21 protein-coding genes are annotated in these 22894 nt (G+C 41.2%); 9 read left to right on the top strand and 12 right to left on the bottom strand.

Features of this window, described 5'->3' with window-relative positions:
* Positions 1–57: 57 nt before the first annotated feature.
* The 5 genes from J2W55_RS23590 to J2W55_RS23570 are packed head-to-tail and all read right to left on the bottom strand — an operon-like array spanning position 58 to position 7256.
* Entirely contained in the window at positions 58–456 is a 399-nt protein-coding gene (locus tag J2W55_RS23590) for an ExbD/TolR family protein (RefSeq protein WP_166093339.1), read from the bottom strand.
* Positions 453–1166, bottom strand: a complete 714-nt coding sequence (locus J2W55_RS23585) for a MotA/TolQ/ExbB proton channel family protein (protein WP_310102163.1) — start codon at positions 1164–1166, stop codon at positions 453–455. Before J2W55_RS23585 ends, J2W55_RS23590 begins: the two co-directional genes overlap by 4 nt.
* A complete protein-coding gene (locus J2W55_RS23580) occupies positions 1163–2197 on the bottom strand; it encodes an HU domain-containing protein (RefSeq protein ID WP_310102160.1) in 1035 nt (344 codons plus the stop codon). The genes J2W55_RS23585 and J2W55_RS23580 overlap by 4 nt, the downstream gene beginning before the upstream one ends.
* Positions 2198–2235: 38 nt before the next feature.
* Complete coding sequence (locus J2W55_RS23575) at positions 2236–4092, bottom strand: hypothetical protein (protein ID WP_310102157.1); 1857 nt, start codon at positions 4090–4092, stop codon at positions 2236–2238.
* A gap of 35 nt (positions 4093–4127) precedes the next feature.
* Entirely contained in the window at positions 4128–7256 is a 3129-nt protein-coding gene (locus J2W55_RS23570) for a tetratricopeptide repeat protein (RefSeq protein WP_310102155.1), read from the bottom strand.
* A gap of 230 nt (positions 7257–7486) precedes the next feature.
* Here J2W55_RS23570 and J2W55_RS23565 point away from each other — a divergent pair, with 230 nt between their 5' ends.
* Positions 7487–8623, top strand: a complete 1137-nt coding sequence (locus J2W55_RS23565; protein WP_310102152.1) for a hypothetical protein — start codon at positions 7487–7489, stop codon at positions 8621–8623.
* A gap of 264 nt (positions 8624–8887) precedes the next feature.
* Positions 8888–9397 carry a GbsR/MarR family transcriptional regulator gene (locus J2W55_RS23560; RefSeq protein WP_310102149.1) on the top strand — a complete coding sequence of 170 codons (510 nt, stop codon included), beginning with the start codon at positions 8888–8890 and terminating at the stop codon, positions 9395–9397.
* A 12-nt stretch (positions 9398–9409) separates the two neighbouring features.
* Here J2W55_RS23560 and J2W55_RS23555 read toward each other — a convergent pair whose 3' ends face one another.
* A complete protein-coding gene (locus tag J2W55_RS23555) occupies positions 9410–9778 on the bottom strand; it encodes a response regulator (RefSeq protein WP_310102147.1) in 369 nt (122 codons plus the stop codon).
* A 1053-nt stretch (positions 9779–10831) separates the two neighbouring features.
* The gene (locus J2W55_RS23550; RefSeq protein ID WP_310102144.1) at positions 10832–11188 is read right to left on the bottom strand and encodes a response regulator; all 357 of its coding nucleotides are present in this window, start codon (positions 11186–11188) and stop codon (positions 10832–10834) included.
* A 184-nt stretch (positions 11189–11372) separates the two neighbouring features.
* On the opposite strand from J2W55_RS23550, the gene J2W55_RS23545 reads away from it, so the two are divergent.
* The 6 genes from J2W55_RS23545 (at position 11373) to J2W55_RS23520 (ending at position 18365) form a co-directional block, all read left to right on the top strand.
* On the top strand, positions 11373–12833 hold the full coding sequence (locus tag J2W55_RS23545) for an ATP-binding protein (protein WP_310102142.1): 1461 nt from the start codon (positions 11373–11375) through the stop codon (positions 12831–12833).
* 114 nt (positions 12834–12947) lie between these two features.
* Complete coding sequence (locus J2W55_RS23540) at positions 12948–14264, top strand: gluconate:H+ symporter (RefSeq protein WP_310102139.1); 1317 nt, start codon at positions 12948–12950, stop codon at positions 14262–14264.
* Between the two features lie 9 nt (positions 14265–14273).
* Positions 14274–15086 carry an alpha/beta fold hydrolase gene (locus tag J2W55_RS23535; RefSeq protein ID WP_310102136.1) on the top strand — a complete coding sequence of 271 codons (813 nt, stop codon included), beginning with the start codon at positions 14274–14276 and terminating at the stop codon, positions 15084–15086.
* Between the two features lie 108 nt (positions 15087–15194).
* A complete protein-coding gene (locus tag J2W55_RS23530; RefSeq protein ID WP_310102133.1) occupies positions 15195–15524 on the top strand; it encodes a YMGG-like glycine zipper-containing protein in 330 nt (109 codons plus the stop codon).
* 165 nt (positions 15525–15689) lie between these two features.
* A complete protein-coding gene (locus tag J2W55_RS23525) occupies positions 15690–16907 on the top strand; it encodes a BamA/TamA family outer membrane protein (RefSeq protein ID WP_310102130.1) in 1218 nt (405 codons plus the stop codon).
* 231 nt (positions 16908–17138) lie between these two features.
* Positions 17139–18365 (top strand): multidrug effflux MFS transporter, encoded by a 1227-nt coding sequence (locus tag J2W55_RS23520; RefSeq protein WP_310102127.1) that lies wholly within the window; start codon positions 17139–17141, stop codon positions 18363–18365.
* A 51-nt stretch (positions 18366–18416) separates the two neighbouring features.
* Here J2W55_RS23520 and J2W55_RS23515 read toward each other — a convergent pair whose 3' ends face one another.
* The 5 genes from J2W55_RS23515 to J2W55_RS23495 all read right to left on the bottom strand — a co-directional run bounded on the left by J2W55_RS23515 (position 18417) and on the right by J2W55_RS23495 (position 20667).
* Positions 18417–19100, bottom strand: a complete 684-nt coding sequence (locus tag J2W55_RS23515) for an ATP-dependent Clp protease proteolytic subunit (RefSeq protein WP_310102123.1) — start codon at positions 19098–19100, stop codon at positions 18417–18419.
* 30 nt (positions 19101–19130) lie between these two features.
* Positions 19131–19403 (bottom strand): hypothetical protein, encoded by a 273-nt coding sequence (locus J2W55_RS23510; RefSeq protein ID WP_310102121.1) that lies wholly within the window; start codon positions 19401–19403, stop codon positions 19131–19133.
* The gene (locus tag J2W55_RS23505) at positions 19384–19926 is read right to left on the bottom strand and encodes an RNA polymerase sigma factor (RefSeq protein WP_310102118.1); all 543 of its coding nucleotides are present in this window, start codon (positions 19924–19926) and stop codon (positions 19384–19386) included. Before J2W55_RS23505 ends, J2W55_RS23510 begins: the two co-directional genes overlap by 20 nt.
* 112 nt (positions 19927–20038) lie before the next feature.
* Complete coding sequence (locus J2W55_RS23500) at positions 20039–20446, bottom strand: hypothetical protein (RefSeq protein WP_310102115.1); 408 nt, start codon at positions 20444–20446, stop codon at positions 20039–20041.
* A gap of 65 nt (positions 20447–20511) precedes the next feature.
* Positions 20512–20667, bottom strand: a complete 156-nt coding sequence (locus J2W55_RS23495; protein WP_310102112.1) for a hypothetical protein — start codon at positions 20665–20667, stop codon at positions 20512–20514.
* 293 nt (positions 20668–20960) lie between these two features.
* Here J2W55_RS23495 and J2W55_RS23490 point away from each other — a divergent pair, with 293 nt between their 5' ends.
* Positions 20961–22880 carry an SPFH domain-containing protein gene (locus J2W55_RS23490; RefSeq protein ID WP_310102110.1) on the top strand — a complete coding sequence of 640 codons (1920 nt, stop codon included), beginning with the start codon at positions 20961–20963 and terminating at the stop codon, positions 22878–22880.
* Positions 22881–22894: the final 14 nt, after the last annotated feature.

Raw genomic sequence — 22894 nt, 5'->3', positions numbered from 1 at the left:
CAAGTAATTGGTATGAGGTATCATGTACCTTATGCCTTTTATTTTTCGGCTTTTACCTTACTTGGGTTCTGTTGCTAAAACCAGTTTAATATTTAATTTTTGTGCTATATCCATTACCTGTACCACATCCTGTATGGCTACTGTTTTATCAACATATAAAACTATAGTTAGTTCTGTGGCCAGGTTTTTATAGCCCGATAATGTAGTTTGCAGGGCATCTACAGGCACTTCCTTTTTATCAACGTAATACCGCAGATCTTTAGTTACCGATACCGTAATTGTTTTTTTTGAAACTGATTGCCCGCTTGATGATTTAGGCAGTACCAGTTTAATAACATTTGGATTGGTAACCGTAGACGCGATAAGGAAGAACAAAAGCAGGAAGAACATAATATCGTTCATGGCCGATGTATGAACCTCTGCCGATGCACCTCTATGTCTTTTTCTTAAATTCATTTGCTTGGCTCCTCTAACAGGTCAATAAATTCAATAGCGTCAGTTTCCAGGCTTAATATCACTTTATCAACCATCATGTTTAAAATGTGGTAACAAACGTAGGCAACAATACCTACCATTAAACCGGCAGCCGAAGTTACCATTTTAACATATAAACCGCCTGATATAACACCCATGCTGATATTATCAGTTTTTGATATATCGTAAAATATTTTAATTACCCCTGCTATGGTACCCAAAAAGCCAAACATAGGCGCTATACCTGCCACAATGCCCAGGATCCCGATATTTTTTTCAAGCTTGGATACTTCAAGTTTACCTACGTTTTCAATTGCTCCTTCAATGTCCTTTATTGGGCGACCGATACGCAGCAGGCCTTTTTGCAGCATACGGCCAAGCGGCGAATTATTATTGCGGCAAAGTGCTATAGCCGATTCCAGGTTACCCGAATGAATACTTGCGCGTACCTGCACCATCAAATTCGATTCGTTTTTTGACGCTTTGCGAATGGTAAAATAACGTTCAAAAAATATCACCAAACCCAAAACAGCCAAAATACCTATAGGTACCATTACCCAGCCACCCTTTATCAGGAGGTCGCCAAAACGCAGTTCCTCGGGCTGTGTGGTTATTGGTTGGGTGATATGGTTAGCTGTGTCTGCTAAGTGTTTTGCGGTATCTGCTATTTGTTGTAATAATAATAACGTCATTTCTTTTGGTTAATAATTTGCGTGTACGAGTCTTTTCTTAATTTATGCGATTTTACTAATTTAATTCTTTCTGCTTCGCCCGCTGAATATGTGGCAAAATGGCCAATTATAACTTTAATAAGCCTGCCTGTGCCGGGGCCGTTCAGGGTCCGGGCCTCAATGCCAATGCTTTTGTAGTTTCTAATTGCCAGGTCACTTTTTGTTTTGGTTTTAAATGAACCTGCAAATATTACATATTCTGGCCGGGCTACGGTATCAGTATTTACTACCGGTTTATTTAACGATGTATCGGGCTTTGAAATTGCCTTTGATGGTGTATCCAAAACCGTTGAGTCCGCTTTATTGGTATCGGCATCAACGGTGTCGACCTTTGTTACCGGTTGTGTTGAAACAGGCTTTGCTGGTTCCTGATTAAAATTGAACAACGCCGGGTTATATTTATAAACACCAAAAGCAGCAAGTGCTACAACCACTATAATAATGGTTGTAATTAGCCACCGGTTTACTGAGCTTGAGGCCTCCGGTTCGTCATTTATGTATTCTTCGGGCTGATCCGTTATTGCAGCAGATTCCGGCGGAGTAACAGACAACGGAGGGGATACGGGCTGTTCGGGCTCGTGATGCAGCTTTTTAATATCAATAGGAGCATAGCCATAAAAATCAGGCCGGTTGCCTCGCTGTTCATTTGGTTTAAATGCGATCTGTCCCTGGCTGTCTGTATAAAACCAACCCAGGTTTGCAAAGTCGATCTCTTTAAGAGCAACCTCCAGTTTTAAACCGGTAATGTATTTTTCAGTAAAATATTTGGACGATGCCAGCGATATCTTCTTCTTTTCGGCGATATATTGAACTAAAACATCATCTTCAAACAGTTCCGTGCCAAACTGTATTTGGTAGCCGGGAGGGTAAAGCCTGTTTTCACTTTCGTTGTAATAGCCGTTTATACGCGTTTTTGTAAAATAGCCAAGCCCCGGTACGCTTACTTTGCCATACCGGTCTAACAATTCGTTTAAATAATTGGCTATATCCATTCGCTAAAAATACGGTAAATTATAAAACATCAAAAAGCTTAAAAAGAATACCCAACGCCGCCAAAGATATTAAATCCGTAATTAGGATAGTATAGCCAGTTTTGATAACCCGTGTTTAAAATATTGTTTGCCTGTACAAATACCGATATTTTATTGGTCACTTTATACTCCGCGCTGCCGCTCAGATCAGCAAATGAAGCAATAGATTTTTTGATTACTAATGGCTCATCAGCCGGACCTTGTGTAAATATCCTGTCGTTGGTAGCCCCGCGGAACAATACTGAACCGGTTATGCTTACCTTATTATTGATGTGGATGGCGGTACCCGCGGTTAACAAAAACTTAGGCAGGTTCCACGGCTCTGCTTCAGAGGCAAGCTGATAATCCTTGATCTCCACGCGTCCAAAAATGTTCAGATCGTCGCTGGCTTTAAAATCAAGCTCGCCGTTAAAGCCGTTTATACGTGTCTTGCTATCATCATATATCACTTTGAATTTGTTTACTTCGGCATTAAAATTACTTACCATCAATGGCATGTTTTTAACACTGTTGCGGAAAATGGCAGCCTTAAAGCTAAGGCCCGGTGCAAGTGTACCTTTTAAACCGGCGCTTATATCTAACTGGTCAACCGAGTTTTTGATCTCGATATTTTGGCCAATGAACGGGTTGATGTTTGCAAAATCACGAATGGATGACCTGTTGATATCACCTTTAGCCTCTACAAACAGGCGAACATATTTTGGGATCACCTGTACCTCAAGCTTTGCGGCCGGGAAAATGTAAAACTTGCCAAAATCGCCAAATTCTTTTTCAATGTTTACACCAGCGTCAATTTTATAATTAGTTCCCTGGAATTTTATGTAGGGATTAAGCCTTACAATACTATTGTTGATATCATAAAGACTGTCTTTTTGCGTGTTCAGATCAAGCGAGCCACTTAAACCAGCATAAAACTGTTTAACAGTTTGGTTAATAAAGCCGGATAACACCAGGTTATTTTCTTTTGCCTGATAAGCATTGTTGAATACATAGCCTTTTAGCTTTAAAGCATAGGTAAAGGCGTTCTCCTCATCTTTAAAGTTTTTGGCAAGCTCAGCCTCGGCCCCAATGGTGTTAAAATGTTGTTTGCCCGGAACAAAGGTATTATTAGGGGCGGCCTGGTCATAACCATAAAAATTGGTACCCAGGCGGTTGTAAGTTATACGGCCACTAATGGTATTGTCAGCAAGTATGCTTTTGCCAAATACGCCAATATCGTCCTTGCTTTGGCTTTGCTTTTGCAACGAACCCGATTGTGAAAAATGTTTAATGTAGCCGCCAACCTGCAGTGCTTCATCACGACCGTTGGCAAAGTAGGCTTCGCCAAAAAGTGTTTTTAAATTTCCGAAACCAGCTTTAACATAGTTGTTAAGCAATATAGAGTCTTGTTCGGGCGGTCTTTTCATGGCCTCAAGCTGCCTTATCTCAGAATTTTGTTCCTGCCTTTTATCCAATGGCGCATATGCCAATGGCGCTTTAAAAGGAACTTTGTCCTCCAGATCGGGGTTACGGCGTATTTTAACAGCATCTGCCAATACCGGTTTATAAGCGGTGGTTACCACTATCTCTTCCGACAGGCTACCACCATTATAAGCATTGTTTGCATTGGCGCCGCCTTTTTTGGTTGTATCCTGGGTGGTTTTTGCTGCGGCATCACCAACATTTTTTGATGCTGAAGTACTGGCCGCTTTTTTTACCGGGGCTGTTGTTTTTTTCGGTGCCACCTTTTTCGGCGCAGGTTTTTTAATGGTTTTTGCTGTAGCCTTTTTTGCTGGTTTCTTTGTTTGTGCTTGTGCAGGAACAAAGTATAATGCTATTATTAAGGTAAGCAGCGTATATATGTACTTCAATTTCATTGCTTGTCTTTTTATATTATTCTTTGCCATCCTGTTTAATTTTGACCGGGTGTTTTAGTTGTATCTGCAGGCGCGGTAGTATTCCCTGTAGTATCTGTTACGGTAGTATCAGTTGCCGGTGTATCAATTTTTACGGGTTTACCTGTTATTATCCCCATCTTTTGTTTGGCTGTAGGTAATATATCGTCATTGCCCTTGTAGTTATCAATGATACTTTGCAGGGTGGCTTTAGCCTGGAAGTTATCCTTTAGCTTTACATAATTATCGGCCAGCAAAATATATGTTTTAGCTACCCAGTAATCATAGTTTGGCATTTCTTTAGCCAGGTCAAAACACATTTTCTGCGATGTTTTATAGCGTCCTTTCAAATACTCTATATTGGCAATATTGTATTTTGCCTCGGCTGCCGCTACCGTTTTGGTATTGGTTACAGTATAATCAAATTCCTTAACGGCGGTTGTAGTATCACCTTTTTGCAAATAGGCTTTGCCCGCATATAAACCAGTGCGGAACTTGTCTTCCTGTGCCGACTTCTCATTACCGCGTACCTGTTTAACGTAGTTTAGCACGTCATCCGGCATCTGCATTTGCGCATAGCAAAGCATCAGGTTGTTAATTGCAAAGGAGTAATCTTCTTTAAATTCTGCATTGGTTTCCAGTTTTTTCAAGAATACCACGGCCTCGTTATATTTTTTCTGAGAGATATACAATTTGGCCATGCTGATGAGCGATTTCTCGGTATAAGCGCTGGTCCAGTCATTCAGGATAATGTTATAATCAACAACAGCCTCGGCAGAGCGGTTAAGGTTAACTAAACTTTGCGCCCTGATAAACCTGGCTTGTTTTTCATAGATCTGCTTGCTTGGGAATTTATCAAAATAAGCGTTAACCGCACCTACTGTACCCTGCCAGTCGCCTTTTAAATAAAGGTTATTGGCGGCCGTGATCATAATATCCTCTTGCTGCGATGTAGTATAATTACCAATAGGAGTGCTGGTGGCATAATTGATGAATGTTTGCGCATCACCTTTATCGGTATATATTTTTTCAATTTGTTTAAGGGCTTGCTTAGCTTCGTCGGTTGATGAATAATCGGCAATTACCTTTTTAAATGATTCAACTGCCAGATCATCGTTGCCTGCGTTGTAGTCAATTAAACCAATGGTAACCAGGGCGCGCGGAACGTAGCTGCTGCGCGGATATTTCTGAATCATGGCGTTCAGGTCGGTTTTCGCTTTTTCCCCGTCGTTTTTAAGGAAATAAGTATAGGCTATTTCAAACGAAGCATCGTCAGCATAATCCGAATTGGGGAAGGTATTTAAAACATCGTTCAGCGTACCGATCTTAGTGTCAAGGCCTCCCTGTAAGCCCTGTATCATGCCGCGCTGAAACAAGGCGTAATCTTCGCCCTGATTGTGCATGGCAATAATGCGGTTATAATACTCTAACGCTGTACCATAGCTTTTAAGCACAAAATAACTATCACCCAGCCGGGCTATAGCATCATTCTCGGTATTTTTGTCAATTTGCGCCCCACGTAAAAACTTTTCAAAGTAAGTGGCTGCTTTTTTATATTGTTCGCCATAAAAAGCGGCGTAGGCCAATGCATAATTAGCATAGTTGGCAACATCAGTTTCTTTGGCTTCGGGCATGCTTAAAAAGCGTTCAAAGTTTTCAACCGACTCGCCGTACTTGCGTACCTCATACATAGATTCGGCCATCCAATAGGTTGTAAGGGCTTCGGTTTTACTATCAACCGGGTTTTTCAATGAACGCAGGAAAATACCAATGGCGTTTTCAAAAGCACGTTCGTTATAAAACTCCAAACCACGATAGTAAGTAACCTTTTGATAAGCTATCTGCGCACTTTGCGATTTATTAGGAATAGGCTCCAGAATTTCAACCGCTTCTTTATAATTACGTGAATTTAACAGCTCCTCACCAAGCAATATCTTCACCTCATCGTTACGGCGCGACCGTGGATAATTTTTCAGATATAAACGGGTGGCGGCAAGCGCATCCGTATTAAAATCAAGCTCGTAGGATAGCTTCGCATATTCATATAAGGCGTCTTCCTGCAGCTGTTTATCGTAAGTAAGCTTTGATGCCGCTAAAAACGCGTTACGGGCACTTTGCTTATTGTTCATTTTCAGAAAAACATCGCCCAAAGTATAATTACCACTCTGGCTGTATACGTCGCCTTGTTCAATAAGACGTTCCAGTTCGGTACTGGCTTTGGTATAATTACCCACTTTGTAATAAGTGTAGCCTATTTGGTAGCTATCCTGGGTGTTTTGGGTTTTACCCTGGTCGCGCGCCTGGAAGCGGTCATAATATTTAACTGCGTTATCATAATCGGCTTTGGCAAAATACGACGCGGCAATAATACGCAGCATTTCTGTTTCATGCTCCTGGTGGGTATTGTTTACAATAGGAACCGCGTAACTGAGTACATCGTTATAACGTTTATCTAAAAAGTAAACTGCCGATATATAATAAGGATAGCTGCTTTGGTATTTTTTTGAATTTTTAAGTTTTTCAAAATTCGCAAGGGCCAGGTGATAATCCTTGTTAAGATAGGCTATATAAGCAAAGTAATAGGTAGCGTCTTCTGTAAATTCCGATCTTTTATTTTTCACCTCGGCAAAAAGCAGTTGGGCGTTTTTAAAATCGTTGATAGAGAAATAGGCGTAGCCTTTACGGAATTTATATTCGGTGTTGTCATGGCCGTTAAGCTCGCCTGCCTGCACTTTATCAAACCAGCGGAGAGCGTCCTGGTACTTGCCTTGTTTAAAATAGGATTTTCCTATCTGAAAGTAGGCCAGTTTGGTTAAAGGATTTTCAGGATGTTCTTTTATAAAACGAAGAAACATGCTTTCGGCATCGTCATTTCCGAGATTAAGGGCGCAAAAGGCTTCGTAATACTGACAGTTTTCTTTTACCAATGACAGCTCAGACTCAAACTGAGGCTGGGTGCTTGTTTTAAGCCTGGATGCTTCAACAAGGCGAAATTGCTCCGCAGCGGCAACATATTTACCCTTGTCCATCAGGTCAATTGCCGTATGGTAAGTACGGTATATTTGTGAAGAAGGGTTTTGCTGTGCGCGGGCTGTGGAAACAATAAATACCGGGATTAACAGGGAGATGTATTTAATTTTGATCATAAAGCGCATACTAACGATGGTGCTAAATTAGCGAAACGAAAAAGAGCAGTTAACATAAGTAATTAACAAATGTGGAAAACACTTTTAACTTAACGAAGGTAATACTTAAGATAATATGTGTGTGGAAAACTTTAAAATTGTTGGCCATTACCATAGCACTGGTATCGGGGCAAAAGTAAGTAAATTGTATTTACGGGTGCAATTTATTTCACAATTAAGCATTATATAACATGCTGCAAGGTGTAACATTTGTAATTGTTTTGGCAAGCCCGTTTTATTATCGGCTAAGGCTGGCGGATGTGATATTGCTATTGATTTTTTTAATTTCCCCGCTGCTTTTAAATGCACAAAAAATAGCTGGCCCCATTGTTTTAAATAATGAGCGATTGCCCTTTGTGGCAAAAGAGTTTTTTATAAGCGCGGTTACAGATGAACGTGACGACCGCAGCGCCGTTGCCTGGCTTTTACCTCCGTCAGAAACTGCAACTACCCCATATAAGGTTGATTTTAAAAATGGTGCACAGTTGGCAGTAAAGCAGTTTGTTGATTATGCCATACCACCAAATAAGCTTTTGCGTCCGGTGATCATCCGGATCAAAAAATTAAAGCTAACGGAAAGCCAGCGGGCGGACGGGCGTATAGAAGGTAAAATAGAGGAATGGTTATCATTTGATTTGAAACGTACTTATGATAACGTGCATTTGGTTGATTACCGAACGAGTGCCACTTATTACCGCATAGCCTCGCAGCAATATGACGCTGAAACTTTGCTGCGCCGCACTATACAGGCTGGTTTAACCTATTTTAATACCTGGATAAACCGCGAGGCCGATACCAATATAAAACTGGCCAGGGGGGTGAAGCTTATTTTTACTGACTATACAGAACAACCCGAAGGCGATACTATTTATTATGCAACCAACAGGCCGTTACGCTGGGACGATTTTAAAGCTGCGCCGATAGGAGAAAAATACGAGGCCTCGGTTTTGCCAAGTATTGGCTATACCGAACGTGTGGAGGTATTGAAAGGGATGGTAAATGTTAATTTGGCTATCAAAGTGTTTTTACCGAAAAGCGCATCATGGGTAAGAAACGGTGGCGGTAGCGCTTATAGTTTAAACCATGAGCAACGGCATTTTGATATTGTGAAATTAATTGCCGAAAGGTTTAAAAAGAAGTTGAGTGCTGAAAAACTTCCGGTTGATAATTATGACGGTTATATTAACGTGGATTATTTGGAAGCATTTCATGAAATGAATGTAATGCAGGACCAGTATGACAACGAAACCGGTCATGGCATAAATCAATATATGCAACAGCAATGGAATGAGAAGATAGATAAAGAGCTGGGGAATTTCAAATTGTGACATGGTGGTGTAGTAGTGATTGGTGAGTGGTGAGAAGTGAGTGGTGAATGGTTAAGGGTGAGGGTACGACGAACGAGTTAGTTAATTCTGTGATGTCTGTCAGGCAGAAGAATCGAGGTTTATGGTAAACCAGCGAAAACTAAAATGATCATTTGAAGTGGCGATCGGGCCTCTGAAGATTGCGAAATCGGACATTCCGTATTCCAAATAAAAAAATATCTTTCATTTGTTTTTGAAAGTTTGGGAAGTTAATTACATTTGTGCATGGAGTTGCCTGAAGCAAAATTAAAATTTATTGAAGCCTGGGGTAAACTGGGGTCGGAGTGGGGGATTAACCGCACTATGGCTCAAGTGCATGCTTTGCTGTTGGTTTCGCCCGAGGCTTTAACTACCGAAGCGGTAATGGATGAGTTGAGCATATCACGCGGCAATGCCAATATGACCCTGCGTGACTTGATTGACTGGGGACTGGTTGAAAAACAACATAAGACCGGCGAGCGCAAAGAATACTTTTACGCCGAAAAAGATACCTGGACTATTGCAAGGCGTGTGGCTGAAGAACGTAAAAAACGTGAACTTGATCCTGTGATAAAAATACTTAGTCAGCTATCGGAGGTAAAGGGCGATGAAAAAGATGCGGCTTTTAAGGCATTCAATTCATCAGTAACCAATATCAATAAACTGGCAAATAATGTGAATAAAACCTTAGAGACCATGCTCAAGGCAGAAGAGAACTGGTTTTTTGGTGCAATATTTAAAATATTCAAAAAATAGGAAGTAGTGTATTTATGCAGCGGTGTTCAATTGCTTGCTGATGCTTCCTAATAGATCTTCTATATCAAAAGGCTTTGCTATAAAATCATTGGGAGCTCCAATTTGATTTAAGGATTTGGAAACGTCGTGACTGGCAGATACTAATATCACGGGTATGTTTTGTGTTTCACTGCTGTTTTTAACACTGCGGCAAAGCTCGCGGCCGTCCAAATTACCCAGCATTATATCAAGCAATATCAAGTCGGGCTGACTTTCCTTTATTTTATCAAAAAGATAGTGCCCATCTGTAAGGGTTTCAACTTCATATCCCGATTCTTCAAGAATGTACTGTATAACCTCTAAAATATCACTGTCGTCATCTACAGCTAAAATCCGTCTCATGCTTATTTGTTTAGTATCTTCAAGTAATTGCTCTTAGTGATAAAGCGTTTTCCATGTGCAGCAATTAATGTACCAGTTTTGTGACAAATGCATGAGGCGTAGATAAAATATTGCGTTTTCGCTTAATTGCGAAATGATTTTATACTTAATAAGTATAAAACAGCTATAAACGTAAAGTGTATATAATTTTTATTTAGTGCCTGTTTAAGTGAACATCACTATAAAACAGGACAAGTGACAATATTAACCGACCTGGTTAATTGTCTTTGTTAATCATCACATAAGAGGCTTTTTTGCACCTCGCGCAAAAATATTTTCTTATAGGTAGGAAAAATAAAACTTTTTTTGTGAACCAGCCTCTTCTCAGTTGAAAATGAAATGGTTCGCCGCACTTTGAGCAGTAATATTTTTTTCTTGGTTGAGTACTTAAATTCTGATCGTCCACTATAGATAATAAAGGGCGACAAATTACAATACTTACTTAAATAATTATAGATAGAGATTCAATACTGACCTAAAAGTAGGTGTGGATTAATTTGAAATAGAAAAAATAAGAAATGAATTAACTAAACACATACCGCTTGCGCTGGCATCTGTAGCAAAAGTATCGCTTTAAAGGAAGAAAGAATAATATGGTTTTTACAAAGAAGCTTCGCGGTATCCGGCTGTCAAGCTCTGTTTTGCATTTTGGGCATACAGGCATTTTTTTATGCTGTTTCTTGTCGTCTTGGTTTGAAGTAATCGGGATAACCATAAAACAGTCCAGCGTTTACTATATTTTATATATTTATTTAAAGCAGCCATAACAAAACTAAGAAAAATATCAATATATTAAACATGTTGCTTAATTATTGATGAAATGAAATTTTATTATGGATAATTATGTTAAAATTATAAAATAGGTTATATGCCGGACTACCTTTTTATTTATTTATCAAAAAGTATGAGAAATTCATAGGTAACGGCATCAAATTATACGGTTTTAAGCAGCCCGGGCGGGCATTGCCACAATATTTTTACTTAGTGTTGGTAGTGCAGTTATATAATAGTTATTTATATTAAATTGTTAACTTTTTCTACAAGCTCAGTTAAATCGAAGGGTTTATTAATTACATCATCGCAGCCGTAATTGCGCAGGGTGGTATCCTTATTTAAGTATGCGGAAAATATAATTACCGGCACATTTCCAAACCGGGGATGTAACTTGATATTTTTACAAATTTCGCCGCCGTTAGTGCCTGCTACGCGGTAATCCAATATAACCAGGTGGGGAACAAACTGTTCCATTAGTGGCAGCACCTCGGTACTGTTTGATGTGCTTTTTACTTCAAATTGTTCATAAGTGAGTGTTTCATGAACAATATCCAATATATCCTGATTATCGTCTAACACTAAAATCCGTTTTGACATAAGAATATTAAAAGTGAAAAGGTCGAAAATGTACTAAAGTATATGTTAACTAATGCCAATTCAAACGCAACAGCCTCGCCTAAAAAATTTACCGCATTAATAAACATGTAAATTTAACTAATTTTATATCATTGAAAAAAAAGTCGGGCTGAAATTGTATGAATATTTTGTTTTAATTACGATTTTGAAAAAAAAAGATCAAAATAAACCAACGCAATGTATTGAGGATTTAATTTCGCAAGCCCCGGTGGCTATCAGTTTTTTGAGAGGATTTGAGCTCATAATTGAATCGGCCAATCAGCATATCTTGGAATTATGGGGTCGCCAGGAAAATATAATAGGTAAGCCCCTTAACCTTGCTTTACCCGGCCCCGGTAATAAAACTTACGTAAAACTAATAAGCGAGGCATATAAGAACGGGCATATATATTATGGGTATGAAACCAAAATATTGCTTAACCGCAACGGGTACGACAACCTGTTTTATTTTGACTTTGTTTATAAACCGGTTACAGATACCCTCAACACGGTAATTGGTGTGTTGGTTGTTGCTACGGAAGTAACCAAACAGGTGGTAGCAAGACAACTTCTTGAAGATGCCGAAGAACGGCTGCGGCTGGCCATTCAAGCTACCGGCATAGGCAGCTGGGATTTTGATATGGTGACAAATGATATCATTGCATCATCCGAGCTTTCTGAAATATTGGGCCTTGATCCGGAGGAAAAAGCGACCAGTGCGCAATTGCAGGAATTAATACATCCCGACGACAGGGATATGGTAGAAAAGGCTTTTGAAAGAGCCATACAAACAGGCGTTTATTTCCATGAGGCACGTATAGTTTGGGCCGATGGATCAATACACTGGATAAAAACCAGTGGAAAAGTTATTTACGATGAGCAGCATAAGCCTTTACGCATGCTTGGTACCATTAATGACATTACCGAACATAAGCAGGACGAGATCATGAAAAATGATTTTATTGCAATGGCCAGCCATGAGCTCAAAACGCCGCTTACTTCTCTTAAGGCCTATACACAATTACTTGCGGCCAAGGCTAAAAAAGCGGGTGATGAGTTTTTTATAAACGCACTTGAAAAATCTGAAAAGCAGATCAATAAAATGACCAGGCTGATATATGGATTTCTTGACCTTTCAAAAATTGAGGCTGGTAAGATGCAGCTTAATAGCCAGCTTTTTGATGTCAGCGCGTTAATTACCGAAGTAGTAGCTGATAATATAGCCATTGCACCGGGGCATAACCTGTTTTTTACCGGTCACCCACCTATTCATATTGTTGCCGATAGGGAAAAGATAGCGCAGGTACTTGGTAATTTGATCAGCAATGCCGTAAAATACTCGGCAAAGGGTAGTACAATAACAGTTGCAGCCAATGTATATGGCCAAACTTTAAGTGTGAGTGTAAAAGATCAGGGTATAGGTTTAAAATTAAAAGACCAGCAAAATATATTTCAGCGTTTTTACCGGGTTGAAAATGAAAGTACCCACAGGCTATCGGGTTTTGGCATCGGTCTCTATTTGTCGGCCGAGATCATCAAACTGCATCAGGGAAAGATCGGGGTTGAAAGTGAAGAAGGTAAGGGTTCAGAATTTTTCTTTTTACTTCCGCTGCCCGCGCATCAGTAGTTATATGTAACGGTTTTATCTGCAAAAATCCGAAACTCAAATATTGTTATTACTTTAGGCCTATAACCATAGCTTATTTTCATAAAAGCTATTACCTACGTATAACAATTAAATATGGCACTACTAACTATTTTTATCTGCATTGTTCTGCTTGTTTTATTAGTAAGCTGGGCTAAGCTTAATCCATTTATAGCCTTCTTGCTGGTATCTATAATTGCCGGCCTTATGTTGGGTATTCCTATAACTAAAGTTACCGCATCGGTACAAAAGGGCATGGGCGATATACTGGGCCAGTTACTTATTATTATTTGCCTGGGGGCTATGCTGGGGAAATTGGTAGCGGTGAGCGGAGCGGCCCAAAAAATTGCCGAAGTACTGGTTAACGCTGTTGGCGAAAAGCATATTCAATGGGCATTGGTAACCGCCGGTTTTATTATAGGCATCCCCTTGTTTTATGGTATTGGCTTTGTGCTTATGGTTCCGCTTATATTTTCGGTAGTTTATAAATATAAATTACCTGCAGTATATATAGGCTTGCCCATGCTGGCTTCGCTATCAGTAACCCACGGATTTTTACCGCCGCACCCTTCGCCATCAGCGCTGGTTGTGCTGTTCCATGCTAATATGGCCACAACATTTGTGTATGGCCTTATGATAGCCGTTCCGGCCATTATACTGGCTGGTCCGGTATTTGCCAAATTCCTGAAAAAAATACCCTCAGAACCGCTGGCCACATTCAGGGCCGAAGAACTGCCGGCAGATAAGTTGCCCGGCGCGTTCAATAGCTTTTTTACCGCCCTGTTACCGGTAATGTTGTTAATGCTCACCGCATTTTTTCCGTATATGGGTATCAAAAATGCAGGCTTATTAAAGCTAATGACCTTTTTGGGCGATCCTTCTATTGTAATGCTGATAGCCCTTATTGTGGCAACCTGTACACTTGGAATAAAGCAGGGGCGCAGTATGGGCCAGCTGGCGGTGAATTTTACGGATGCCATAAAAGACATCGCGCTGATACTACTGATCATTGCCGGGTCAGGCGCTTTTAAAGAAGTACTGACCGCCAGCGGTGTAAGTAACCAGATAGCAACCCAGCTACAGCAGTTTAATTTACCCCCGCTGCTTTTGGGCTGGGTAATCGCGGCTATCATACGTATCAGTTTGGGCTCGGCTACAGTAGCCGGGTTAACGGCTGCTGGCATTGTTGCTTCATTGGTATTGCAAAACCATGTAAACCCCAATTTAATGGTGCTGTCAATAGGAGCGGGCAGTCTCGCATTTTCACATGTGAACGATTCAGGCTTTTGGCTATATAAAGAGTATTTTAACCTGAGTATAAAAGATACCATTAAATCATGGTCGGTAATGGAATCATTGGTTTCTGTTATTGGCTTAATAGGAGTATTGATCCTAAACCAGTTTGTAAAATAGCCTGTCGATATGAAAAAGATCGTAGCACATATAACCGCTTTTGCAATCATGATGCTGATAAACAGCACCGTTAATGCACAGCAACCTGCAACTGGTAATTTTTTTACCTCATTTGATGGTACAAAGATATATTATGAAGTAAAAGGCGAAGGCTTTCCTGTTATGCTTATACATGGATTTTCGGGTACTGGCGAAGGCTGGAAAAAAGGGCCGCTGTATAACGATCTGCTGGATGCCGGTTACCAGGTAATCATATTGGATCAACGGGGCAATGGGCGGTCAGACAAGCCGCACACAGATGCAGCGTATGCCAATGATGCCGAAGCCAAAGATATTATGGGTTTGGCAACCAGCTTAAAACTAAAAAAATATTATGTGGTTGGCTATTCCCGCGGTTCCATCATAGCCTCGCGCTTGTTGGTGCTTGATAAACGTATACAAAAACTGGTTATGGGTGGTATGGGTGACGCTTATACAAATCCCGACTGGCCCAGGCGGGTACATGCCTATAAAGCACTCATGGGCGATACCTCTTTTCATGATGTTGACGGTATGGTGAAATACATACACAGCAATCCGCTTTTTGATATAACAGCCCTGGCCCTGCAGCAAAAATATCAGCCTTCAACAAGTAAAGCGGAGTTAGCCAAAGTAACTATCCCTGTGATGATCATATGCGGTACCGAAGATAAGGACGGTGGATCTGAGGAAGGGCTTAAGCAAATGATTCCCGGCGCGCGGTTAACTTATATTCCCGGCGACCATAATATTGCCGGCAAAAGTGTACAGTTTTCATCTACCGTACTTGCATTTTTAAAATAGTTAATGGGAGACTCCCTTTTTAGCTATTTAAAGGAGACATTTGCAATCGGCCCGTTATTTGCATAGGTGTTATAAGAATGGTTTTTTATTAACATTTATCAAATACCTATGAAAAAGCTCATAATATATGTTTGCCTGTTCATAGCGTTCTTGCTAACGTTCGCATTTAAAACACAGGCTCAAACTAAGAAGAAAAAAGACATCAGTCCCCAAGGCAAAGGCGCCATTATAGGCGGCGCTGGAGGCGCCGTAGCGGGCGGCATAATCGGCCATAATGTAAAAGGCGCGTTAATAGGTGGTGCTATAGGCGCCGGCGGTGGTTATATTATCGGTAACGAAAAACGCCGTGCGGAAGAAAAAAAGAGGCGTGCCTGGCGCAGGGCGCATCCAAGGCACCATCATCATTACACAACAACCGCTGATGGTACCAGACATTAATAATTATGTTAAAAATAGTTAAAAAGCCTGCGGCCCGTTCTTTACCGCGGGCTTTTTATTAATTTATCTGCTTAAAATATAAATGTGTTACGAAAATGCTGTTTTATACGTTAATATAACAGGTAATTACAAACATAGGGTTTCCATATTTTGTTTAGTGTAATAATGGGTAAAAGGGGTTTTGTATTATTTTTCTGTTTGTTCCCGGTTATTGTGAAGGCACAAAACCTTCCTGACTCTGTTAAAATTAGTGAAGATACCGTAATAGCCCAAAGAGATCTGATTGATATAGCCAGATCATTATTTAAAATAAAGCCCAGAAAGATATCGAGTAATGAGCGAAAAAAGGTTTATTTCTCTATTTTACCCATTTCCTCATCGGATGGCCGAAGCGGGGGGCGGGCATTGTTTACATCAACCACAGCAGCCTTTTACCTCGGCAACCAGGAAACAACTAATCTTTCCAGCTTAACATTTACACCCTATTTTAATTTTAAGGGCCGGTATGGTTTACCTATAAGGTCAAATATCTGGCTAAATGATAATCAATGGAATATTACCGGAGATACACGCGTGTTGGTTTATCCACAATATACCTGGGGTTTAGGTGGCGGCCAGCTTGAAAGTGATAAGTTTTTGGTTAACTATAATTACGTACGTTTTTATCAAACAGTACTAAAAAAAATCAAGCCCTATTTTTATGCGGGTTTGGGATATAACCTTGATTATTATATGGATATTGAAAGTAACGGAGGTGTTTCCCTGCGCGATTTTACAGGATATAAATATGGTACCTCGGGTGATCAGGATGCTTTTTCATCAGGCGTAACCTTAAATTTGTTATATGATAGTCGTAAAAATTCCATCAATCCATTACCGGGAGCGTATGCCAATGTGGTTTACCGGGTTAATAGTAAAGCAATAGGCAGCCATACCAACTGGCAGTCTTTATATATCGACCTCCGTAAATATGTATCGCTAACCCACTCGGGCCCTAAAAATGTGCTGGCATTCTGGTCTTTTTTCTGGACGTCCATTACACCCGGCACGCCGTATCTTAACCTGCCGAGTCTTGGTTGGGAACCCTACCAGCGGTCGGGCAGGGGTTTTGTGCAGAACAGGTATCGCGGTGAGCGACTGGCCTATTTTGAAACAGAGTACCGGCGCGATATTACCCGTAACGGCTTACTGGGCTTTGTTTTGTTTGCCAACGTAAACTCTGTTACCGAACCCAATAGCCATAATTTTGTTTACTGGCGTCCGGCTGGGGGAACCGGGCTGCGCCTTAAGTTCAATAAAAAGTCGGGTACAAATATCAGCCTTGATTATGGGGTTAGTAAAAACTTCTCGTCAATAAACCTTAATTTGGGAGAAACTTTTTAGGGTAAGAGAATCCTGCATCGTGAAAAAAACTTTTCTCCGTTCATTCACTTTGTTTGCTTTTAAAATGACAAATTAAGGATGAACGTTTTTAAATATAAGCCCTATTTTTGCGGCATGTTTTTATCCGAGCATTCGTAGCAATACTCTCCTCCCGCACATCACCGGTAATTTTGCCCTGTATTCATTTCTTATAACTTTGGTCTTTCACTGATCATCCGCCAAAAAATCAATATGACAAAAAAACGATACCTTTCTTTAATTCTTATTCTGGGGTCATTAACGGCTTTGGGGCCATTTTCTATTGATATGTACCTGCCGGCTTTTAAATCAATTGCAAAATACCTGCATACCACTACTGATCAGGTAGCCCTGTCATTGTCCAGCTTTTTTATAGGTATCTCCGCGGGACAATTGTTGTATGGCCCCCTGCTGGATAGATTCGGGCGTAAAAATCCGCTGTACTTTGGATTGGGCTTGTACATTGTGGCATCTATAGGCTGTTATTTTTCAACTTCGCTCGAAATGCTTATTGTACTGCGGTTTTTCCAGGCGGTGGGTAGTTGCGCGGCTACTGTTGCCTCCATGGCCATGGTACGTGATCTGTTCCCGGTTGAAGATAACGCAAAGGTGTTTGCCCTTCTTATACTGGTGCTGGGCGCGTCGCCTATGCTGGCCCCCACAATAGGCAGCTATGTAGCCGCCGCGTTTAGTTGGGAAGTTATATTTTTGATACTCACAATTATATCAGTACTGATATTGCTGGCCGTTATATTCTTTTTACCAGAAAGTTATCAGCCCGATCCTGGCTATTCTTTAAAACCTAAACCCATAATTGGTAATTTTTTACAGGTGATGAAAAACCCGCAGTTCTTTACATACTCATTAAGCGGCGCTTTTGCATTTGCAGGGCTGTTTGCCTATGTTTCATCATCGCCAATTGTGTTTATTGAGGTATTTAAGGTGAGCGAGAAGGGGTTTGGCTGGATATTCGCCTTGCTTTCTATCGGTTTTATAGGATCAAGCCAGGTGAATAGCATGCTGATGAAGAAATTTAAAAGCGAACAAATGGTTAACGTTTCGCTTTTTAGCATGGTCATTATCTCCGTAATATTTTTGATAGGTTCACTCAATGGCTGGTTTGGCATTGGCGGTACAATTGTAATGATATTTGGGGTTTTAAGCTGTGTAGGTATTTGTTACCCCAACACGGCAGCATTGTCGCTGGCTCCATTCACTAAAAACGCGGGAGCTGCATCAGCATTATTGGGCGCATTTCAAATGGCTATTGGTTCGCTGGCATCAGTTGGTATTACTTTAATAAAAAGCCATAGCCCGCTGCCCATGGCAGGGGTTATGGCAGCATCAGCAACGGTAGCGCTGTTAATATTGCTGACAGGTAAACGGTTTATTAAAAATAAAATAGAGGCCGAAAAAGGCGCCGCGGTCATGGCGCATTAAAGGCGCCGGCTTAGATAAAAGATTACGCGAAGTTTGCCTTAACGGGATACTTTATGCTAATACTTCGTCAATAATTCCAAATTCTTTGGCTTCGCCGGCTATCATCCAGTAGTCGCGGTCTGATACATCATGCACTTTTTGATAAGGCTGGCCGCTGTGTTTGGCTATGATCTCGTATAGTTCTTTCTTTAATTTCAATACCTCACGGGCCGTTATCTCAATATCCGAAGCCGGGCCCTGTACCCCGCCCAACGGTTGATGGAGCATTACCCTTGAGTGGCCCAGGGCTGCACGTTTACCCGTAGCTCCGGCGCACAATAATACCGCCCCCATTGATAAGGCCATACCCGTACAAATAGTGGCCACATCAGGACCGATGAAATGCATAGTATCATAAATACCTAAACCGGCATATACCGACCCTCCCGGCGAATTGATATACATCTGGATATCTTTCTTTGCATCGGTTGATTGCAGGAACAGCAGCTGCGCTTGTATAATGTTGGCTACGTTATCATCAACGGCCTGGCCCAGGAAAATGATACGGTCCATCATCAGCCGCGAAAATACATCCATCTGGGCCACGCGCATTTCGCGTTCTTCGGTTATGTAAGGTGTCATGGCCACTGGCATGGCGTTTTTTTCGACTCCGGAAATAAAACTATCTACCTTAAAACCGGCAATAGCATGGTGCATGACGGCATATTTGCGGAATTCCTGTTTATCAATATTCATAAAATTTATCGTTTTTTTTGGTAAGGTGTTTTACCGGTTTAAAAATATACGTGCTATTTTTTGCCTGAAGCTTAAATGCTCCGGTTGGGTAAATAATTGCTGATGTACGGCCTCTATTTCGTGTTTTAACTGCTTGCGGCTATATTGTTGTACCAGGCTGTAAACCTGTTGTTGCGATGAAACCTTATTTTGCAGATCAGCATCGAGCAGCATTTTGGCTTCAAACAAAAGCGCTGCGCCAGGCGTATGGCGTTGAAGCAGATGATCTTCTATCGCTGCTATTTCATTCAAGGAAGTCCTCATACGTCAATGCTTTTTGTTTTACTGTTTCCCTTACTTTTTCAATGCACTTGTATTTTTGCACGGTTGCCGAGCGCACTCCCGAAAAACCAAATAGTTGCGCCACCCTTGTCATGGGCAATTGATCATAGTAAAAAGCACGGAGCAATTCCATGCAGCGTTTTCCGGCTGTCTCTAAAAAATTTAATAATTTATCCTCAGCAACAGGCAATGTAGTTTCAACCGCTATATGGGCTGCATAACTATCATCAAGCCGTGTGGTTTGGTTGCCTTCTTTATATCGCCTGATCCACAGATAGCGGGAAATACCGTAAATGTAAGCCCCCACGCTGCTGTTGACAGTCATATCAGCCGACCGGCTTTTTTCATAATAACTCACCAGTGCATCCTGAAATACATCTTTAGCCTCCTCAAATGATCCGCCGCATTTGGCCACATATTTGGCCACTGCCGGGAATACCTTTTGATATAGTGCTGTAAAAAGCTGTTGCCTTGCAGCCTGCTCTTCTAAATTAACTGCATCCATTGTTTACTGTTTATTACTATGTGTAAATTATAACAGCTATATCACCATTTTTTTGAAAAAAGATCTTAAATAAACAACCGGCCGATAAAATAAATTACTCGCCCCTCACCATTTAAAACTTACTTGCCCTTAATGCTGTTACTTTTGAACCTTCGGCACCTATGGTTTCAAAAACGATCTTTGATTCGGTAAGTTCGGATACGGTGAAAACAAAATCGCGGGTTTTACCGTCGGGCAATTTTTCAGTTACTTTTATATTACTGCCATCGAGACTATAATTGCCATGCGATAAAAATTTGCCGCCCCATACAATAAGCCATTTCCGCTCGGGTGTAAATTGTATATAAGGAGCCGCCTCATCCAACTCCGCTTTTTTCATGGTATCCGGCGGACTGGCATTAGGGTGTTCTATTTTTATATATTTCCATTTGCCGGTGAGCGTTTCGCTGTTAACAGACGGCTTGCACGATGCCATGACGCATAGCATGAAGGCTAAAAGTAAAAAGGTGTTATTTTTCATGATAGCATTAAAGTTCATCTAAGCTATACAATTACCAATTAAAAATAAAATCCAGACTTAGAGGATCAGCTTTTGTTTTTAAGTTGCTTTTTTAACCTTTCCTCGGCTCTTTTTACCTCATCTTTTTCGCTGATGGGCCCCTCGGTGTTCAGTTCCTTTGATGTTTTACTGTCTGTAGCTTTTTTATTATTGGTTTTTTTCTTTGATGCTGAAGTATTCATAATTACAGGGATTAATGAGATACATACACTTATTTAACTACCGGCACATTGAAATGTTTACAAATACTTATAAATCCTCCACATCCTTTTAATCAGGCGAATCCAGGTTCAGAGAGCTCATTACTGGCAGTCAAAAATATTTTTTAAAAAAAATGTAACAAAGAAAAATCACAACCGTCATAATGACACTATATAGCCAAGGTACTCCAATCCAGTTAAGCTATAAGTTATTGTGAGGGCCCGCACCTTAAGGGTTCCGTTAAAAAATCAAATACTTAAATCTTTTTAAAAAAATGAACAATCTAATTGTGATGTTTTGGTGGGCTGTGCCTGTCATTCTGCTTTTGCTGATGTACAAATTTGTTTTACGTGTGTTTTTCGGTATGGTTATCGTGCCTGATAACCGTATTGGCCTGGTGGTTAAAAAGTTTACCTTGTCGGGTAAATCACGTCTGCCCGATGGTCGTATTATTGCCACTAACGGCGAAGCCGGCATGCAGGCCAAGGCACTTGCACCGGGTTTATATTGGAGCATGTGGCCCTGGCAATACAGTATCACCATGGAGCCGTTTACCATTATTGAACAAAATAAATTGGGGCTGGTAAAGGCAAAAGATGGTGCGCCGTTTGATACAGGCCGTGTATTGGGTAAGCCTGTTGATTGTGACAAGTTTCAGGATGCCATAGCGTTTCTGGATAATAATGGCCAAAAAGGTCCACAGGCTGCTTTTCTTACCCCGGGTAGTTACCGTATCAATACCTTCTTGTTTGAAATTGAAATGGTGCCCATTACCCAGATCCATGAAAACAAGGTAGGGATAGTTACCACACTCGATGGCGAGCCGCTGGATAAAGGCGAAATTGCCGGAGAATCAGTAGTAGGGCACAAAAACTATCAGGATCCTATAGCATTTATTAACGCAGGTGGCCGCAAGGGCTTGCAGGAAGATGTGATACTGGCCGGTACTTACTACCTTAATCCCTGGTTTGTAATTGTGGAGCAGGTTGATATGACCTATATACCTATTGGTTATGTGGGTGTGGTAAACTCCTTTGTTGGCCCCGAAGGTAAGGATACCAGTGGTGATGCTTTTAAACACGGTAATATTGTTCATCGTGGTCAAAAAGGCGTTTGGGAAGACCCGCTTGACCCTGGTAAGCATCCTATTAACATTTACACTCACGCGGTGGAGGTTGTGCCTACAACAAATATTGTGCTTAACTGGGCCGATAGCCGTACCGAAGCGCATGAGCTGGATAAAAATCTGTGTACCATTACGGTAAGGTCAAGTGATGGTTTTACATTCAATTTGGATGTGTCACAGATCATCCACGTGCCACGTAATGAAGCGCCAAAAGTAATAGCCCGTTTTGGTAAGATGAAAAACCTGGTATCGCAGGTACTGGAGCCTACTATTGCCAACTATTTCCGTAACTCGGCGCAAAGGAGTGATGTGATAGGCTTTTTGGCCAACCGTATCCAAAGGCAAAGCGATGCTCGTGATCATATAGGCGCAGTATTAACAACCTATAATGTAATTGGGGTTGATACGCTGATAGGCGATATAGTGCCACCTGCCGCATTGATGAAAACCCTTACCGACCGTAAACTGGCCGAGGAGGAAAAAGTAACTTACGAGATACAACGCCACGCCCAAATTGAGCGTAAGGAATTTGAAAGCGCCAGGGCTGGTGCCGATATGCAGCCAGAGGTTGTAAAATCAACCCGCCAGGTGGAGATCAATACGCAGATGGCGGCTTCAAAAGTTGCCGCATCACGTGGTGAGGCCGAAGCCAAGACCATTAATGCCAAAGCTGATGCCGAAGTGAGGATCACGATAGCTAAAGCCGATGCCGAAGCCAAAACAGTAAATGCCAAAGCCGATGCGAACGCAACTGAAGTAAATGGTACTGCCGAAGGTGCTAAGATCAAGGCCATAGGTTTGGCCGAAGCCGAGGTAACCAAACAAAAGACAGAGGCAATGGGTACCGAACAATATGCTATTGTACGTGTAGCCGAAGCCCTGGCCAGTAACGGAATCAGGCTTGTGCCAGAAATATTGGTTAGCGGAAAAGATGGTGGCGGTAATGGTATGATTGATGCTTTGATAGGCAGCGAAATGCTTAAAAAATTACAAAACGAAGCCGTAAAAACACCGGACGCTTTGCATAAAAAAGCGGGCGGCAACGGTAAGCAAACTGATATTGAATAACCTTAATACCTAAT

The sequence above is a fragment of the Mucilaginibacter pocheonensis genome (genome assembly GCF_031456535.1).
GTDB classification, from domain to species: domain Bacteria; phylum Bacteroidota; class Bacteroidia; order Sphingobacteriales; family Sphingobacteriaceae; genus Mucilaginibacter; species Mucilaginibacter pocheonensis.
Note: the sequence above shows the minus strand (reverse complement) of the source record. Positions and strands in the feature narration are given on the sequence as shown.

Coding starts and splice junctions, on each gene's coding strand:
- J2W55_RS23590 (WP_166093339.1), bottom strand. CDS start 456: ATGAATTTAAGAAAAAGACATAGAGGTGCATCGGCAGAGGTTCATACA.
- J2W55_RS23585 (WP_310102163.1), bottom strand. CDS start 1,166: ATGACGTTATTATTATTACAACAAATAGCAGATACCGCAAAACACTTA.
- J2W55_RS23580 (WP_310102160.1), bottom strand. CDS start 2,197: ATGGATATAGCCAATTATTTAAACGAATTGTTAGACCGGTATGGCAAA.
- J2W55_RS23575 (WP_310102157.1), bottom strand. CDS start 4,092: ATGAAATTGAAGTACATATATACGCTGCTTACCTTAATAATAGCATTA.
- J2W55_RS23570 (WP_310102155.1), bottom strand. CDS start 7,256: ATGATCAAAATTAAATACATCTCCCTGTTAATCCCGGTATTTATTGTT.
- J2W55_RS23565 (WP_310102152.1), top strand. CDS start 7,487: ATGCTGCAAGGTGTAACATTTGTAATTGTTTTGGCAAGCCCGTTTTAT.
- J2W55_RS23560 (WP_310102149.1), top strand. CDS start 8,888: ATGGAGTTGCCTGAAGCAAAATTAAAATTTATTGAAGCCTGGGGTAAA.
- J2W55_RS23555 (WP_310102147.1), bottom strand. CDS start 9,778: ATGAGACGGATTTTAGCTGTAGATGACGACAGTGATATTTTAGAGGTT.
- J2W55_RS23550 (WP_310102144.1), bottom strand. CDS start 11,188: ATGTCAAAACGGATTTTAGTGTTAGACGATAATCAGGATATATTGGAT.
- J2W55_RS23540 (WP_310102139.1), top strand. CDS start 12,948: ATGGCACTACTAACTATTTTTATCTGCATTGTTCTGCTTGTTTTATTA.
- J2W55_RS23535 (WP_310102136.1), top strand. CDS start 14,274: ATGAAAAAGATCGTAGCACATATAACCGCTTTTGCAATCATGATGCTG.
- J2W55_RS23530 (WP_310102133.1), top strand. CDS start 15,195: ATGAAAAAGCTCATAATATATGTTTGCCTGTTCATAGCGTTCTTGCTA.
- J2W55_RS23525 (WP_310102130.1), top strand. CDS start 15,690: ATGGGTAAAAGGGGTTTTGTATTATTTTTCTGTTTGTTCCCGGTTATT.
- J2W55_RS23520 (WP_310102127.1), top strand. CDS start 17,139: ATGACAAAAAAACGATACCTTTCTTTAATTCTTATTCTGGGGTCATTA.
- J2W55_RS23515 (WP_310102123.1), bottom strand. CDS start 19,100: ATGAATATTGATAAACAGGAATTCCGCAAATATGCCGTCATGCACCAT.
- J2W55_RS23510 (WP_310102121.1), bottom strand. CDS start 19,403: ATGAGGACTTCCTTGAATGAAATAGCAGCGATAGAAGATCATCTGCTT.
- J2W55_RS23505 (WP_310102118.1), bottom strand. CDS start 19,926: ATGGATGCAGTTAATTTAGAAGAGCAGGCTGCAAGGCAACAGCTTTTT.
- J2W55_RS23500 (WP_310102115.1), bottom strand. CDS start 20,446: ATGAAAAATAACACCTTTTTACTTTTAGCCTTCATGCTATGCGTCATG.
- J2W55_RS23495 (WP_310102112.1), bottom strand. CDS start 20,667: ATGAATACTTCAGCATCAAAGAAAAAAACCAATAATAAAAAAGCTACA.
- J2W55_RS23490 (WP_310102110.1), top strand. CDS start 20,961: ATGAACAATCTAATTGTGATGTTTTGGTGGGCTGTGCCTGTCATTCTG.